Raw genomic sequence first — 15766 nt, 5'->3', positions numbered from 1 at the left:
TCACCGACCAGCCGGGCTGAGCGGGTGGCACGCGGCCGGAGGCACGACGGCGGTGGCGCCGCACCGGGGGCACGCCCCTGACGGCACACGGCGGGTGACGCGCGGCCGGTGACACGACGAAGGGGCGGGAGGCCGCGAACGGCCTCCCGCCCCTTCGTCAGCCGAAGGTCGTCACCCGAAGGCGACCGGAACCGGCGGCTACTCCTGCTTCTTGCGCCGACTGCCGAAGACGATCTCGTCCCAGCTCGGCACGGTGGCCCGGCGCCCGGGCCGGACGCCGTCCGCCTCGGCCTGCCGGTCGGTCGTCCCGACCAGTCGCTCGCGGTGCGGGGCGACGGCCCGCGGCATCAGGATGTCCGCGTACGCCGAGCCCGCGCCGACCGCGGGGGCGGCGGCCGCCGGCTCCTCGGTCTCCTCGGCGACCTCGACCGGCACCGGCTCGATCGGCGGCGGCGCGCCCACGGCGAGGTCGCCGCGGAAGGCGGGGACGACGTCGAGCAGGCTGGTCAGCGAGTCGCGCGCGTCCGCGGTGGCCTCGCGGCCCTCGCGGACCTCACGGGCCGACATGATGCGGTCGGCCGAGGGCCGGTCGATCATCGGCCGCGGCGGCCGGTCCTGGGGGAGCCGGGCGATCCGCGGGATGAACGGGAAGACCGACTCCTCCTCGCGCTCGACGTTCTCGCCGATCAGCGCGCGGGCCTCGTCGTCGTTGGGCTGGACCAGGCGCCGGGGCGGGTCGTACGTCCACGACGCACTGCGGCCCTCGCCCTCCGCCCGGTAGGAGAGGATGACCTCCCACGTGCCGTCGTCGCGCCGCCAGGAGTCCCAGCGCTCGGTCTCCTTCTCGGCGCCGCGCAGCGCGAGCCGCTCGGCGACGGCCTCGCCCAGCTGCGGTCCGGTGGACTCGCCGTGCCGGCGGATGGCGGTCTTGCGCGCCCGCTCGGCCATGAAGGCGCGCTCGGCGAGCACCGGCCCCTCGAAGCGGCGGACCCGGTCGACGGAGATGCCGGCGGCCTGCGCGACCTCCTCGGCGGAGGCACCGGCTCGTATCCGCGCCTGGATGTCGCGGGGGCGGAGGTGGCTCTCCACCTCGATCTCGATCTGGCCGAGGCGCGGACGGTCACCCCGGATGGCGGCGCGCAGCCGCTCGTCGATGGGGAGGGTGTACTCCGTGCTGTCGGCAGCCTTGAGCACCAGCCGTGTGCCGTCGTTGCTGACGGCCACAACCCGCAGTTCGGGCACGGTTACCTCCCGGGTGGTGCCTGCCGACGTCACCTGCGTCGCTGCTCCCGTACTGAGTGTGGCCTGCCCGCTCGCGACTGGCCACAACCTTGCTGAGTTCCCCGGCGTGTCGGGCTCACGCCCGGGCTCGCCGCTGTGGCACGGTTGCCTTTTTGCCACGTCACCTGTTGACGTCGCGCCTGGGTGTCCCGGCCGTCCTCGCACGCGGAGTGTTCGCGACGATCCGGGACCGGCGTCGCCGTGCGTGCCTGCGCCGTGGCTCCTTGTCAATCTGCCGGCTGATGGCCAGTCGACAAGTCGACCCAGGGCTCAGGCTTTACGAACAGTACTCCATTCGTGGCATCCAAAGGGGCGGCTCGCCGCTCAAGTCTCCCGCGATTCACGGGAATCTCAAGAGCGCGCACCCCCAATGGCCGACGATCAGCCGGTGCACGGTGATCATCTTCACATATATCTCCCGCGCGGAACCGCATTTTCGTCCCTTGTGTCCTTCTTTGGGCAAGATGGAGTGACTTGTTCGAAGGACAGTCGTACGGACCGAGGGATGTTGATGCCGGAGCAGAAGTCCGCCGAGAAGGCCGCCGGGGAGGGCGACGATGAAGGTCGCAGGCGAATTGATCTGAGTGTCGCTCAGGTCGCGGCCAGTGCGCTCGCCGCCGTGGTGGGGGCGGTGCTCGCCTCCGAACTCGGCGTCTACGGCACGATTCTGGGCGCGGCGGTGGTGAGCGTCGGGGCGACCACCGGCGGCGCGGTGTTCCAGCACGTCTTCCGGCGCACCGGCGAACAGCTGCGCGACGCGGTGGACCGGACCGGCCCCGGGGCGGCGGTGAACGGGCTGCGCGGGGCGCCGTCCGCAGCCCCGGCCCCGGCCGCGCCGGCGGTCTCCTCGGAGTGGAACCGGCCGCAGGTCGTCCGGGCGCGTCGGCGGTGGACGTGGAAGACGTACGCGGCGGTGTCCGGACTGGTGTTCCTCCTGGCGATGACTCCGGTGGTCGCCTTCGAACTGGCCACCGGGCAGCCGGTGTCGGCCACGGTGAAGGGGGAGTCGGGCAGCGGCACCTCGCTGGGCGGCACGGTGGGCCCGAAGCAGTCGGACCGGTCGGACCCGGCGGACCGGCCGGCCGGCGACACCGCGGGCGTCCCGTCGGGCGTCCCGTCAGACGTCCCGTCTCAGAGTGGTGCGAGCCCTTCGGCGGCGGGGAAGGACGGCGGCGCCTCGGCGCCGGCCACCCCGGGCCGGAGTCCGGGTGCCGCGGCCAGCGGTGAGGCCTCCCCGTCGGCCGGCCCGGGCTCCACGCCGTCCGCGGGTCCGTCCGCGGGTCCGTCCGCGGGTCCGTCCGGGGGTTCGTCCGCGGGTCCGTCCGCCGGGGAGTCCGGCGCGGCGGCCCCGACCGGCGGCGCCGCCAGGCCGTCCGGCGGGACCACCCCGCAGCCGCCCGCCCCGGGTGGCGCGCCCGCCGCGGTCTCCCCGCCGGCCGCCGCTGCGGGCCAGTCGGCGAAGGCGGAGTGACGAGGGTGAGTGACGGCGTCGCCCGCCCGGTGTCGTGCGCCGGGCGGGCAACGACGGCCCCTACGCCCCGAGCACCCGGCGCAGGTAGTCGTTGCCGAAGCGGCGCTCCGGGTCGAGTTCGTCCCGCAGCGCCGTGAAGTCGCCGAAGTGGGGGTACAGGTCGGCGAGGTGGCCGGCGTCGCGGGTGTGCAGCTTGCCCCAGTGCGGGCGGCCGCGGTGGGCGGCCATCAGCTTCTCCACCTCGGTGAAGTAGCCCTGCTCGGCGGTGCCCCGGTAGAGGTGGACGGCGATGTACGCGCTGTCCCGGCCGTTGGCGGTGGAGAGCCAGAGGTCGTCGGCGGGGGCGAACCGCACCTCGACCGGGAAGCTGATCCTCCAGTCGGACCGCTCGATCATGGCCCGGAGCTCGCGGAGCACCTCGGTGACCTCCTCGCGGGGCACCGCGTACTCCATCTCCAGGAAGCGGACCTTCCGGGGGCTGGTGAACACCTTGTACGCGGTGTCGGTGTAGCTGCGGTCCGACCAGGCGCGGCTGGCCAGCGAGGCGATGGAGGGCACGGTAGCGGGGAAGCGCCGGCCGACCCGGCAGGCGCCCTCCCAGACGGTGTTGGAGAGGAAGTCGTCCTCCAGCCACTCCTTGAACCGGGGCAGCGGGGCGGCCGGTCCCTGGCTGCGGTTGTTGCGCTTGGTGGAGCAGCGGTCGGTGTGCGGGAACCAGTAGAACTCGAAGTGCTCGTTGACGGCGGTGAGGTCGTCGAGCCGGTCGAGCACCTCGTCGAAGCGCATCGGCTGCTCGTGGGCGGTGAGCAGGAAGGCCGGCTCGACGGCGAAGGTGAGCGCCGTGATCACGCCGAGGGCGCCGAGGCCGAGCCGGGCGCCCTGGAAGAGCCGCGGGTCCTCGGTGGGGGAGCAGCGCCGGACGGAGCCGTCGGCGAGGACGATCTCCAGGGCGCGGATCTGGGCGGCGAGCGAGCCGGAGTCCCGGCCGGTGCCGTGGGTGCCGGTGCTGGTCGCGCCGGCCACGGTCTGGACCTCGATGTCGCCCATGTTGGTGAGCGAGAGCCCGGCGGCGGCGAGCAGCCGGTTGAGCCGGGCCAGCGGCAGTCCGGCCTCGACGGTGACGGTGCCGGCCTCGCGGTCGATCCCGCGGACGGCGGTCAGCGCGTGCGGGCGGACCAGGACGCCGTCGCCGGCCGACGCGATGGAGGTGAAGGAGTGGCCGGAGCCGACGGCCTTGACGGTGCGGCCCTGGTCGGCGGCGCGCAGGATCTCCTTGGCCAGTTCCTCCGCGGTGCCGGGCGTGACCACCTTGGCCGGGTGGGCGCTCTGGTTGCCGGCCCAGTTGGTCCAGCGGGTGCGGGGTGCGGTACTGGCCTGGGGCATGCGGTGCCTCCTGCTCCGTGGCCGAACGGTGTCGGCTCGCTCCGGGGCGGCGCCGCCGCCCTACCCGCGGGTAGGCCCGCGAGTAGGGAGGAGATTAGTCAGTTCACCGTTCGAGGTCTACGGTCTGGCCGGCGGGCTGGGCGGTCTCGGTGGAGGACAGTCCGGCCCTCAGGCGGCGCAGCCCGGCGAGGGCGACGATGACGCCGAACGCCCCGGCGACCAGGGGCACCCAGTAGGCGGCGGCGGCACCGGCGGCGTCGACCACCCAGCCGCCGGCCGCGGAGCCGAAGGCGACGCCGAGGGCGAGCCCGGTGGTGGTCCAGGCCATGCCCTCGGTGAGCTGGGCGGCCGGGACGAGCCGTTCGACCAGGGCCATTGCGGAGATCAGGGTGGGGGAGATGGCGAGGCCGGCGATCAGCAGGGCGGCGCCGACGCCGAGCAGCCCGCCGATGCCCGTCACGGTCGAGGCGACGAGCAGGACGGGGATCATGCTGAGCGCCATCAACAGCACGCCGGCGAAGAAGCGGTCGGCCAGCGAGCCCTTCGGCTTGAGTGCGCCGTAGACCATGCCGGCCAGGCCGGAGCCGAGCGCCCACACGGCGAGGACGGCGCCGGCGAGCCCCTCGTGGTTCTGGGCCTTGGCGAAGGCGACGGTGACGATCTCGACCGAGCCGAAGATCGCACCGGTGGCGATGAAGGTGAGCACCAGGACGATCAGGCCGCCGTTGCGGATGGCGCTGCCGCCGCTGTGGGCGGCGGCCGGGTGGACCGGCGGTTCGGTGCGGCGCTGGGCGGTGAACAGGGCGATGCCGACGGTGAACGCGACGACGGCCGCGAGCACGCCGGATTCGGGGAAGACGTTGGTGGCCAGGTTGACGGCGAGGATCGGGCCGACCATGAAGCAGAACTCGTCGACCACCGCCTCGAAGGAGTACGCGGTGTGCAGCTTGGCCGGCTCGTCCCGGTAGAGGTGGGCCCAGCGGGCGCGGACCATGGCGCCGGCGCTGGGCATCACGCCCATGCCGACGGCGAACAGGAACAGCGTCCAGGACGGTGCTCCGAAGTGCGCGCAGAGCAGCAGTCCGACCGCGGCGGCCACGGTGAGCACGGCGGCGGGGAGGGCGACCCGGCGCTGCCCGTGCCGGTCGATGAGCCAGGAGACCATCGGCCCCAGCACGCCGGCCGCGATCGCCAGCGTGGCCGACACCGCGCCCGCGACCCCGAACGACCCTCTCTGCTCGGAGAGCATGGTCACGATGCCGATGCCGGTCATGGAGATCGGCAGCCGGGCTATGAAGCCGGTGGAGGAGAAGGCCAGACTGCCGGGGGCGGCGAATATCTGGCGGTAGCTGGACAGCACGGGAGCTCCGCGGGGGTAAGGAACGAGGCTGGCCAACACAGCTTACGTACGTTGGCAAACAGTATTTTCCGGACACCCGGTGCAGCCCTGCCGACGGGCTCCGGCCCCTCAATGGCAGGATCGGTCCCATGTCCGACGTGCGCAATCCCTCACCCTCCGGCGCCGCTCCGGTCGCCGCCCGGCCGTACGACGCCCTGCTGCTGCTCTCCTTCGGCGGGCCCGAGGCTCCCGAGGACGTCGTCCCCTTCCTGGAGAACGTCACCCGGGGCCGGGGCATCCCGAAGGAGCGGCTGAAGGAGGTCGGCAAGCACTACTTCATGTTCGGCGGGGTGAGCCCGATCAACGAGCAGAACCGCGAGCTGCTGGCCGCCCTGCGCAAGGACTTCGCCGAGCACGGCCTGGACCTCCCGGTCTACTGGGGGAACCGGAACTGGGCGCCCTACCTGACCGACACCCTGCGCGAGATCGCCACCGACGGGCACCGCCGGATCGCCGTCCTCGCCACCAGCGCCTACGCGGGCTACTCGGGCTGCCGGCAGTACCGGGAGAACCTCGCCGACGCGCTCGCGCGGCTCGCCGAGGAGGGGCTGCCCGCCCTGCGGGTGGACAAGCTGCGCCACTTCTACAACCACCCCGGCTTCGTCGGGCCGATGATCGACGCCACGGCGGCCGCGCTGGAGCGGCTGCCCGAGGAGGTCCGGGCCGGCGCCCGGCTGGCGTTCACCACCCACTCCATCCCGGACACGATGGCCGAGACCTCCGGCGCCCCGGACGACCCGGCCCGCGGCCGGCCCGGCGGCGCCTACGTCGCCCAGCACCTGGACGTGGCCCGGCTGGTCGCCGACGCCGTCGCCGAGCGCACCGGCGTCCAGGACCGGCCCTGGGAGCTGGTCTTCCAGAGCCGCAGCGGCGCCCCGCACATCCCGTGGCTGGAACCCGACATCTGCGACCACCTGGAGGCCCAGCACGCGGACGGCGCCCCGGCCGTGGTGATGGTCCCGATCGGCTTCGTCTCCGACCACATGGAGGTCAAGTACGACCTGGACACCGAGGCGGTGGCCAAGGCCGCCGAGCTCGGCCTGCCGGTCGCCCGGGCCGCCACCGTCGGCGCCGACCCCCGGTTCACCGCGGCCGTCCGCGAGCTCGTCCTGGAGCGTGCCGCCACCGAGCGCGGCGAGGCCCCGGCCCGCTGCGCCACCGGCACGCTCGGGCCCAGCCACGACGTCTGTGCGGTGGCCTGCTGCCCCAACCCGCGCGCCGCGCGCCCGGCCGCCGCCGAGCGCTGACCGCCCCGCCCCGTCCCCCGGAGGATCCCGTGCCCAGCCCCGAACTGCTCGACGAACTGCTCGACGAACTGCTCGACGTCGCCCTCGACGCCGCCCGGCAGGCGGGTGAGCTGCTGCGTGACGGCCGGCCCGCGGACCTCGGCGTGGCGGGCACCAAGAGCAGCCCCGTCGACGTCGTGACCGAGATGGACCTCGCCTCCGAGAAGCTGGTCCTGGAGCTGATCGGCGCCCGCCGCCCGGCGGACGGCTACCTCGGCGAGGAGGGCTCCGAGCGGCCCGGCACCAGCGGCGTCCGCTGGGTCGTCGACCCGCTCGACGGCACCGTCAACTACCTGTACGGCCTGCCCTCGTGGGCCGTCAGCGTGGCCGCCGAGCTGGACGGCGAGGCGGTCGTCGGCGTGGTGTACGCACCCGCGCGGGGCGAGCTGTTCCACGCCGTGCTCGGCGGTGGCGCCCACCTGGACGGCGTGCGGCTCTCCGCCCGCCCGGCCCCGCCGTGGGGGCAGGCGCTGATCGCCACCGGCTTCAACTACGTGCAGCGGGTGCGCGCCAGGCAGGCCGAGGTGCTGCTCGCGCTGATGCCGGAGGTCCGCGACATCCGCCGGGGCGGGGCCGCCGCGGTGGACCTCTGCGACGTCGCGGCCGGCCGCCTGGACGGCTACTACGAGCGCGGGCTCGCCCCTTGGGACCGCGCGGCGGGCTGTCTGATCGCCGCCGAGGCCGGCGCGCTGGTCGGCGGTCGCCCGGGCCACGGCCCGGACGGCGAGCTGACCGTCGCCGCCGCGCCCGGCGTGTACGAGCCGCTCCAGGAACGGCTGGCACGGCTGCGCGCCTGGTCGGACTGACGGGCCCCGGCCCCGGCCGGCCGAGACACCGCCCGGCCGGGGCCGCGGACCGTCCCGCAGGGACGCGGACAAGGAAGAGCCCTGGCATACAGGGGATGCCAGGGCCTGGGTTTCACACGGCCCCCGTAGGGCCGCTGGTGCCGGAGGTCCGGCGTCGGGTCGGGCGGGTCGGGTGGATCAGGCGGCGGTGCGGTGGCGCTCCAGCACCGTGTCCACGCCGTGCTCGGCGGCGAGCCGGCGCAGGTCGTCCAGCTCTGACTGCTCCACCTCGGCCAGGAATTCGTCCCCGGCCTCGATCGCGCGGTGCAGGTCCTGCTCGGCGTTGGCTATGCGCTGCAGGATTCCGGCGGTGAAGGCGTCCATACGGGCCCCCTTACTGTGTCGGACGTGCACGTTCGTGCGTCCCCCGCCCCGGGGTGGTGGTTGGCCAGCGGAAGCGTCCGATCCGGCGGGTCGAGATCTCCGGTCGGGCGCGGAGACGGCCCTCGGCCGCTCCCGGTGACGCCCCAGCCCCAGGGCCGGCGCGGATGAACGCACGGCGGGTGGGTGCGATCGGCCAACAGGCCAGATCGCGGGTGTGAACCTGTCCTCCCCGCCCCCGGACGGGGGAAACCTCAGCGGGCGAGAAAGTTGCCTGTGTCACAGTCCAAACGGAGTGTTCCCGGCACGAACCGCGCTCTCCCCGGTGATCACTGCGCCGGGGTGCCCGTGCCTCCGGGGCAGCTTATCGCTGCTTTACCGCGGGACCAGGCAGGATGGAGGCACCGTCGGAGCCGTGCGTCCGCTTCCGGGGCCGGCCTGGAGAAGGGACAACGACCGTGCGGGTTCTCGTCGTCGAGGACGAGCAGCTGCTCGCCGAGGCCGTCGCAACCGGCCTGCGCCGCGAGGCGATGGCCGTCGACGTGGTGTACGACGGGGAGGCCGCGCTCCAGCGCATCGCGGTCAACGACTACGACGTCGTGGTCCTCGACCGCGACCTCCCGCTGGTCCACGGGGACGACGTCTGCCGCAGCGTGGTCGAGCAGGGTCTGGCCACCCGGGTGATCATGCTGACCGCCTCCGGCGACATCAGCGACCGGGTCGAGGGCCTGGAGATCGGCGCCGACGACTACCTTCCGAAGCCGTTCGCCTTCAGCGAACTCGTCGCCCGCGTAAGGGCGCTGGGCCGCCGGGCGACCGTCCCGCTGCCGCCGGTGCTGGAGCGCGCGGGCATCTCGGTCGACCCCGGCCGCCGCGAGGTGATCCGCGACGGGCGGCCCGTCCAGCTCGCGCCCAAGGAGTTCGCCGTCCTGGAGGTGCTGATGCGGGCCGGCGGCGCCGTCGTCTCCGCCGAACAGCTGCTGGAGAAGGCCTGGGACGAGCACACCGACCCGTTCACCAACGTCGTGCGGGTCACCGTGATGACGCTGCGCCGCAAGCTCGGCGACCCGCCGGTGATCGTCACCGTCCCCGGCTCCGGCTACCGGATCTGACCCCTCCGGCCCCTGCGGCCGGCCCGTCGCCCGCCCGGCCGGCGGACGCTCCGAGAGGAACACCATGACCACCCCGCCCCCCGCCGGCGGGCCCTCCGGCGCGCCCGCCGGCGGCCCGCGGGCCGTGCCGCCCAAGCCCGTGCACCCGCCCCGCGCGCCCCGGCTGCACCACGCGTCGCACGACACCTACGTCCCCGGCGACGGCATGCTCGCCTGGATGCCGTTCCGTCCGACCATCCGGATCCGGCTCACCCTGCTCTACGGCGGGATGTTCCTGATGGCTGGCGTGGTGCTGCTCCTCCTGATGTACTTCTTCATCCGGCAGGCCTTCCAGGGCGCCCTGCTGCCCCCGCTGCGACTCAGTGGCCAGGTCACCACGCCCGACGGGACGGCGATCACCTCCCAGGCGGCGCTGGACCGCTACATCGACGCCTTCCAGACCAACCAGGCCAACCTGGCCCTCAACACCCTGCTGCGCAAGTCCCTCACGGTGCTGGTCTGCCTCGCCGTGATCGCCTTCATCGCCGGGTACGCGATGGCCGGCCGGGTGCTGCGCCCCCTCGGCCGGATCACCCGCACCGCCCGCGAGGTGGCCTCCTCGGACCTGCACCGGCGGATCGAGCTGGACGGCCCGGACGACGAGCTCAAGGAGCTCGCCGACACCTTCGACGACATGCTCGACCGGCTGGACCGCTCCTTCGACTCCCAGCGGCGCTTCGTCGCCAACGCCTCGCACGAGCTGCGCACCCCGCTGGCGATCAACCGCACGCTGCTGGAGGTCCAGCTCTCCGACCCCGGCGTCTCGACCGACCTCCAGCAGCTCGGCAAGACCCTGCTGGCCACCAACGAGCGCAGCGAGCAGCTGGTGGAGGGCCTGCTGCTGCTCGCCCGGAGCGAGAACGAGCTGACCGACCGGCGAGCCGTGGAACTCTCCGAGGTGGCCGGCCGCGCCGTGGAGCAGACCCGCTCCGAGGCCGAACGGCGCGAGGTCGAGGTACGCGCCACGCTCACCCCGGCCATGGTCGGCGGCAACGGCGTCCTGCTGGAGCGGATCGCGCTCAACCTGCTGCAGAACGCGGTGCGCTACAACACCCCCGGCGGCTGGGTCGAGATCACCACCTCCGTGGTGCCCGGCAACGCGGGCGAGCTGGTGGTCTCGAACACCGGCCCGGTCGTGCCCGGCTACGAGCTGGAGCACATCTTCGAGCCGTTCCGCCGGGTCAAGGGCGCCGACCGCACCCGCAGCGACAAGGGGGTCGGACTCGGCCTCTCCATCGTCCGCTCGGTGGTCCGGGCGCACGGAGGCACCATCGAGGCCACCCCGCGCTCCGGTGGCGGCCTCACCATGCGGGTGCGCATCCCGGGGCCCTGACCACCCTCCCAGGCCCCTCCTGGGCCCGTTACGCCGTCCGGGGGCCCGCGCTCCGTGCGCCGACCATTGCCAGCCGCCCCCGTCAGGCCTGTCAGAACGACATCAGGCCTGGCGGGGGCGGCTTGTCATTTCTGGACCGAGCAACCTACGGTGTCGTAACCTACGGAAGCGTAAGTGCATCCCGACCGTCGTCCCGACGCGCCCGCCCAACGCGCCAGTCCCGCGCGTGCCCCCCTCAGGAGCAAGACCGTGACCATCGCCCCCGTGCAGCGCACCGCCTCCCTCGGTTCGAGCGCCTGGACCGACGCGCGGCTGATCATGGCCCTCGAAGAGGTCGTGGAGAAGGAGCTCAACCGCCACCTGAAGGTGGCCAAGGACTGGATGCCCCACGAGTTCATCCCGTGGAGCCAGGGCCGCGACTTCGACGGCGTGCTGGGCGGCGAGGCCTGGTCGGTGGAGCAGTCCCAGGTGACCCCGCTCGGCCGGGTCTCGCTGGTCGTCAACCTGCTGACCGAGGACAACCTCCCCAGCTACCACCACGAGATCGCCACCATGTTCGGCCGCGAGGGCGCCTGGGGCACCTGGGTGCACCGCTGGACGGCCGAGGAGGGCCGGCACGGCATAGCCATTCGCGACTTCCTGCTCGCCACCCGGGCCGTCGACCCGAACGAGCTGGAGCGGGCGCGGATGAGCCACATGTCGGAGGGCTTCGAGTCCGACAACTCGCACAGCATGCTGCACTCGGTCGCGTACGTGGCCTTCCAGGAGCTCGCCACCCGGATCTCGCACCGCAACACCGGCCACCACGCCGGCGACCCGCTCTGCGACCAGCTGCTGGCGAAGATCGCCAACGACGAGAACCTGCACATGGTCTTCTACCGGAACCTGCTGAAGGCCGCCCTGGAGATCGCGCCCGACCAGGCCATGCGGGCCATCGCCGACGTGGTCACCGACTTCCGGATGCCCGGCCACGGCATCCCCGGCTTCGAGCGGGCCGCCGCCCAGATCGCCATCGGCGGCGTCTACAACCTGCGGATCCACCACGACGACGTGTTGCAGCCGGTGCTGCGCCACCTCCGGGTGATGGAGATCGACGGCCTCGGCCCGGAGGGCCAGCAGGCCCAGGACGAGCTCGGCGTGTTCCTCGGCGGCCTGGACGCGCAGGCGACCCGGTTCGACGAGCGGCAGGCCGCGCTGCTGGCCCGCCGGGCCGCGCGGATGGCCGCCCAGTAGTCGACCGGCCGCCCAGTGGCCCGACGGCCGCTCGGACGGGGCCGGACGCCGGGAGGGGCCGGACACGAACCGCAGGGCACGGCGGCCGTGGATCCGGCCGCTCCGCTTGGGTGGGTTTTCCGTGTTTTGCCCCGGAAGATTCGGAACGTGAGCAAGCTCACACCGTGTCGCTGCGCGGGTCGGGCCGACCCCGGAGCGTGATCATGGTGAACGGCGGCCCGGTCGCCGTCCGTGAGGGAATCGGCGGCTCGATCCGTCCCGGTGGATTGGCGAGCGTCCCTGGTGGGCAGGGGAGTGGGCGGATGGGCAGGCGGCCGATGGTCACTGTCCGTGTCCGACGGGCGGTCCCGGAAGCGGGTCGGTGATGGCCCAGCGTGAGGCCTCCCGCGTGCGAGCGGATCACCCCAACGGACCCCTGGCTGAGTGTCGATTGAGTAACAGGGCTTGAAGTAAGGCAAAATCTCCGCCTCGGGTCGGGCACAAGACCGACCCCCCATGCGTTACGTGCGCTGGAGATACCGCACACACCGCACAAACCCGGAGGGGGAGAGCGAAAAAATGGCAACGGACTACGACACCCCACGCAAGACCGATGACGACCTCAACGAGGACAGCATCGAGGAACTGAAGGCTCGGCGGAACGAGAAGACCGGCAGCTCGGTCGACGTCGACGAGTTCGAGGCGGCCGAGGGCCTGGAGCTTCCCGGCGCCGACCTCTCGAACGAGGAGCTTTCCGTCCGGGTGCTGCCGCGCCAGGCCGACGAGTTCACCTGCATGAGCTGCTTCCTGGTGCACCACCGCAGCCAGCTGTACAGCGAGAAGAACGGCAACCCGATCTGCCGGGACTGCGGCGCCTGAGTACGAGGGCGGCCATGGTCCGGGACTCGCAGCCAGCGAGACCGGTACACCGCCCCTTCCGGCCCCGGGCAGCGGGGCCGGACGGCAGTTCCGGCGGCCGTCGAAGCGGACGCACCGGCAGTACGGAGTCAGGTGGCACCAGCGCAACACCGTGCACAACGCAGTACCTAGCACCGCGTGGTGCCGCACTTCGGGCGGCACCACGTGCAGCACGTGCAGTACGTCGTGCCGCACCCCGTGGGGCACCACGTGCAGTACGGAGACAACAGGGACGGTCCCGCGTCAGCGGAACCGTCCCTCTCCGTTTCCCGGGGACGCCCGGGCGCGTTCGGCCGTGTCCGTCAGGCGCGGGCCCCGCGGCGCGCCTCTTCCAGCGCCTCGGCCAGCTTCATCGGCGAGCGGGTCGACAGGTAGAGGTACGGCGTCGGGTCGGCCGGGTCGGTGACCTCGACGCGCAGCGCGGTCGGCACGTAGCTGCGCAGCAGCATGAAGGCCCGCGGGTCCGACTTGGTCCCGCGCCAGGCCACCGCCTCCGCCGGGCTGAGCGGGTGCGCGGTGCCGAGGGCGCCGACCGGGATCCGGGCCGGGCCCGCGACCAGCGACCCCTGCACCACGCGGATCCGGGCCGAGCCGTAGCTGCTGATCGCGGCCGCGCCGGCGGCGACGCCGACCACCAGCCCGACCAGCGCGCCCACCGCGCTGAGACGCAGCAGGATCATCGCGAGCGTGAGCCCGATCGCGACCGGGAGCAACCACCAGGAGCGCGGCACGGTGAGGCGTTCGTCGTACATGCCCCCATTGTGGTCGTCGTGACGGCCGGTCCGGGAAGGCACCCCCGCTCCCCGCTCGGCTACTGGTGGGTAGGGTTGGGCGCCGTGACCGGTTCCATCGCCCCCGCCTCCCCGTCCGCACAGTCGGCGCCGAGTACGCCGCTGTCGCCGACCACCTCCCCGAGCATCCCGTCGGGCACCGCGCCGAGCCCTTCGCCGAGCCCTTCGCCGGCGGCCACCGTGCCGTCGTCGCCGACCACGCCGCCGCCGGAGGCCGTGCTGCCCCCGCGCGCCCCGGAGGCCCCGGCCCCGGGCACCCGGCTCGGCTCGCACTACGAGCACTGCTTCGGCTGCGGACCGCAGCACCCCGGCGGCCTGCGGATCGACGCGGTGGCCGGCGAGGGCCTCGACGTCACCGCCGAGTTCGCCGTCCGCTCGTACCACCAGGGCGGCCCCGGCCTGGCCCACGGCGGCCTGCTGGCCACGGCGATGGACGAGACGCTCGGAACACTGAACTGGCTGCTGCACGCGCCCGCCGTCACCGGCCGGCTGGAGACGGACTTCCTCTGCCCCGTGCCGGTCGACTCGGTGCTGCACCTTCGCGCCTGGGTCACCGGCGTGCACGGCCGCAAGATCTACAGCGCCGCGGAGGCACGGATCGGCGGCCCGGACGGGCCGGTCGCGGTGCGTGCACAGGCGCTCTTCATCCAGGTGAAGCTGGAACACTTCACCAGGAACGGTCGTCCCGAGGACATCGAGAAGGTCCTCGACGACCCTGATCTGATGAAGCGCGCCCGAGCCTTTGAGGTGAACCCTTGAGCAGCACCCCCCGTCCGCCCGTGGACGTTCTGATCAGGCGAATCGACGCCGAGCTGCCGCTGCCCGCGTACGCGCAGCCCGGCGACGCCGGTGCCGATCTGCGGACCACCGTCGACGCCGAGCTGGCCCCCGGCGAGCGGGCCGTGCTGCCCACCGGCATCGCCATCGCCCTGCCCGACGGCCACGCGGCCTTCGTCCACCCGCGGTCCGGGCTCGCAGCTCGTTGCGGAGTTGCTCTGGTGAACGCCCCAGGGACGGTCGATGCCGGGTACCGTGGAGAGATCAAGGTGATCGTCGTCAACTTGGACCCGCGCGAGTCCGTCAGCTTCCGCCGAGGTGACCGGATCGCCCAGCTGGTCATCCAGCAGGTCGAGAAGGCCCGCTTCCACGAGGTGGCCGAACTGCCCGGGTCGGCTCGGGCCGAGGGTGGGTTCGGGTCGACCGGCGGCCACGCCGCGGTCTAGGCTGCCCGCGGCCTCGCAGGAAGCCGAGCAGGTATTCGCATCGGTCTTGGACCGGGAAGGACAGTGACCGTGTTCCGTCGTCGCCAGAAGAGCGAGGACGCTGTCGAGCAGCTCGCCGACGACGCCATCAGCGCCGACGAGACGGCCGATGACGTCGAAGGTTCCGCCGAGAGCGAGAACGTGACCGACCTGGACCCGGCGGACCGGGTCGGGCTGCCGCCGGCCCCGCGTCCGGACGGTCCGTGGGACTACTCCGAGCTGGAGAATCCGGAGGAGGGCCGAGTAGACCTCGGGGGTCTGCTGGTTCCCGGTGTCGAGGGTATGGAGCTGCGCGTCGAGGTGGCCGGCGAGTCGATCGTGGCCGCGACGCTGGTCCTCGGCAACAGCGCCATCCAGCTCCAGGCCTTCGCGGCCCCCAAGTCGGAGGGCATCTGGGGCGAGGTCCGCGAGGAGATCGCCAACGGCATCACCTCGCAGGGCGGCATCGTCGACGAGGAGGAGGGCCCGCTCGGCTGGCACCTCCGCGCCCAGGTCCCCGTGCAGCTGCCGGACGGCACGCAGGGCGTCCAGCTGGTGCGCTTCGTCGGCTGCGACGGGCCCCGCTGGTTCCTCCGCGGCGTGATCTCGGGCCAGGCCGCCGTGCAGCCCGAGATGGCCGGGATCCTGGAGCAGGTCTTCCAGCAGACGGTCGTCGTCCGCGGCGAGAGCCCGATGGCGCCCCGCGACCCGATCGTGCTGAAGCTTCCCGAGGACGCGCAGATGGTCGCCGACGGTGGCGGCGCGGCTGCGGCCGGCGGCGAGGGCGAGAACCGCTTCGGCGGCGCCGCGCTCGACCCGTTCGCCCGCGGCCCGGAGATCACCGAGGTCCGCTGAGCAGGCCGACAGCTTCCCTGATCGCCCCCGCCCGGATGCCCGGGCGGGGGCGATTTGCATGTGGCGGGCCGGTCCCCGTACAGTTCCGGAGTCGCACCGAGAGGGGCGGCGGAAAGCGAATCCGACGAATGAAACTCCGGAAAACGGAGCGGAAAACATCTGATAAGCTTCAAACACGAAAGAACGAAGCGCCCGGAGGGCCCGCTGGAAGGCGGTCCGAAGGAAGTGTCCGTTCCTTGAGAACTCAACAGCGTGCCAAAAGTCAACGCCAGATATGTT

The 15766-nt window shown here is 73.0% G+C and carries 15 protein-coding genes; 10 read left to right on the top strand and 5 right to left on the bottom strand.

Features of this window, described 5'->3' with window-relative positions; all coding sequences use genetic code 11:
• Positions 1-198: 198 nt before the first annotated feature.
• Entirely contained in the window at positions 199-1275 is a 1077-nt protein-coding gene (gene sepH, locus J5Y04_RS29050) for a septation protein SepH (RefSeq protein WP_209415381.1), read from the bottom strand.
• A gap of 517 nt (positions 1276-1792) precedes the next feature.
• Between sepH and J5Y04_RS29045 the strand changes: the two genes are divergently transcribed.
• Positions 1793-2752, top strand: coding sequence for a hypothetical protein (locus J5Y04_RS29045; RefSeq protein ID WP_209415380.1), 960 nt, complete (start codon positions 1793-1795; stop codon positions 2750-2752).
• Between the two features lie 60 nt (positions 2753-2812).
• On the opposite strand, the gene J5Y04_RS29040 is transcribed toward J5Y04_RS29045, so the two are convergent.
• On the bottom strand, positions 2813-4135 hold the full coding sequence (locus J5Y04_RS29040) for a D-arabinono-1,4-lactone oxidase (protein ID WP_209415379.1): 1323 nt from the start codon (positions 4133-4135) through the stop codon (positions 2813-2815).
• A gap of 103 nt (positions 4136-4238) precedes the next feature.
• On the bottom strand, positions 4239-5495 hold the full coding sequence (locus J5Y04_RS29035; protein ID WP_209415378.1) for an MFS transporter: 1257 nt from the start codon (positions 5493-5495) through the stop codon (positions 4239-4241).
• Positions 5496-5623: 128 nt separating this feature from the next.
• Here J5Y04_RS29035 and J5Y04_RS29030 point away from each other — a divergent pair, with 128 nt between their 5' ends.
• Together J5Y04_RS29030 and J5Y04_RS29025 are read left to right on the top strand one after the other, a co-directional pair.
• Positions 5624-6781 carry a ferrochelatase gene (locus J5Y04_RS29030; RefSeq protein WP_209415377.1) on the top strand — a complete coding sequence of 386 codons (1158 nt, stop codon included), beginning with the start codon at positions 5624-5626 and terminating at the stop codon, positions 6779-6781.
• A complete protein-coding gene (locus tag J5Y04_RS29025; protein ID WP_374106132.1) occupies positions 6778-7626 on the top strand; it encodes an inositol monophosphatase family protein in 849 nt (282 codons plus the stop codon). Before J5Y04_RS29030 ends, J5Y04_RS29025 begins: the two co-directional genes overlap by 4 nt.
• A gap of 177 nt (positions 7627-7803) precedes the next feature.
• Here J5Y04_RS29025 and J5Y04_RS29020 read toward each other — a convergent pair whose 3' ends face one another.
• Positions 7804-7989: a hypothetical protein gene (locus J5Y04_RS29020; RefSeq protein ID WP_030301315.1), complete on the bottom strand. Its 186-nt coding sequence runs from the start codon at positions 7987-7989 to the stop codon at positions 7804-7806.
• A 455-nt stretch (positions 7990-8444) separates the two neighbouring features.
• Between J5Y04_RS29020 and J5Y04_RS29015 the strand changes: the two genes are divergently transcribed.
• From J5Y04_RS29015 to J5Y04_RS29000, 4 genes are all read left to right on the top strand, one after another.
• Complete coding sequence (locus J5Y04_RS29015; protein ID WP_209415376.1) at positions 8445-9098, top strand: response regulator transcription factor; 654 nt, start codon at positions 8445-8447, stop codon at positions 9096-9098.
• Positions 9099-9162: 64 nt separating this feature from the next.
• Positions 9163-10470 carry a HAMP domain-containing sensor histidine kinase gene (locus J5Y04_RS29010; RefSeq protein ID WP_209415375.1) on the top strand — a complete coding sequence of 436 codons (1308 nt, stop codon included), beginning with the start codon at positions 9163-9165 and terminating at the stop codon, positions 10468-10470.
• Between the two features lie 249 nt (positions 10471-10719).
• Positions 10720-11703: an acyl-ACP desaturase gene (locus tag J5Y04_RS29005; protein WP_174315635.1), complete on the top strand. Its 984-nt coding sequence runs from the start codon at positions 10720-10722 to the stop codon at positions 11701-11703.
• Positions 11704-12261: 558 nt separating this feature from the next.
• Complete coding sequence (locus tag J5Y04_RS29000) at positions 12262-12561, top strand: DUF4193 domain-containing protein (RefSeq protein ID WP_148642658.1); 300 nt, start codon at positions 12262-12264, stop codon at positions 12559-12561.
• 341 nt (positions 12562-12902) lie between these two features.
• On the opposite strand, the gene J5Y04_RS28995 is transcribed toward J5Y04_RS29000, so the two are convergent.
• Positions 12903-13352, bottom strand: a complete 450-nt coding sequence (locus J5Y04_RS28995; RefSeq protein WP_209415374.1) for a DUF3093 domain-containing protein — start codon at positions 13350-13352, stop codon at positions 12903-12905.
• A 219-nt stretch (positions 13353-13571) separates the two neighbouring features.
• Here J5Y04_RS28995 and J5Y04_RS28990 point away from each other — a divergent pair, with 219 nt between their 5' ends.
• The 3 genes from J5Y04_RS28990 (at position 13572) to J5Y04_RS28980 (ending at position 15487) form a co-directional block, all read left to right on the top strand.
• A complete protein-coding gene (locus tag J5Y04_RS28990) occupies positions 13572-14150 on the top strand; it encodes a PaaI family thioesterase (RefSeq protein ID WP_209415457.1) in 579 nt (192 codons plus the stop codon).
• On the top strand, positions 14147-14614 hold the full coding sequence (gene dut / locus J5Y04_RS28985) for a dUTP diphosphatase (protein ID WP_148642656.1): 468 nt from the start codon (positions 14147-14149) through the stop codon (positions 14612-14614). The genes J5Y04_RS28990 and dut overlap by 4 nt, the downstream gene beginning before the upstream one ends.
• A gap of 69 nt (positions 14615-14683) precedes the next feature.
• Positions 14684-15487 carry a DUF3710 domain-containing protein gene (locus J5Y04_RS28980; RefSeq protein WP_209415373.1) on the top strand — a complete coding sequence of 268 codons (804 nt, stop codon included), beginning with the start codon at positions 14684-14686 and terminating at the stop codon, positions 15485-15487.
• Positions 15488-15766 lie beyond the last annotated feature (279 nt).

Source organism: Kitasatospora sp. RG8, from assembly GCF_017813315.1.
In the GTDB taxonomy this organism is placed as follows: domain Bacteria; phylum Actinomycetota; class Actinomycetes; order Streptomycetales; family Streptomycetaceae; genus Kitasatospora.
Note: the sequence above shows the minus strand (reverse complement) of the source record. Positions and strands in the feature narration are given on the sequence as shown.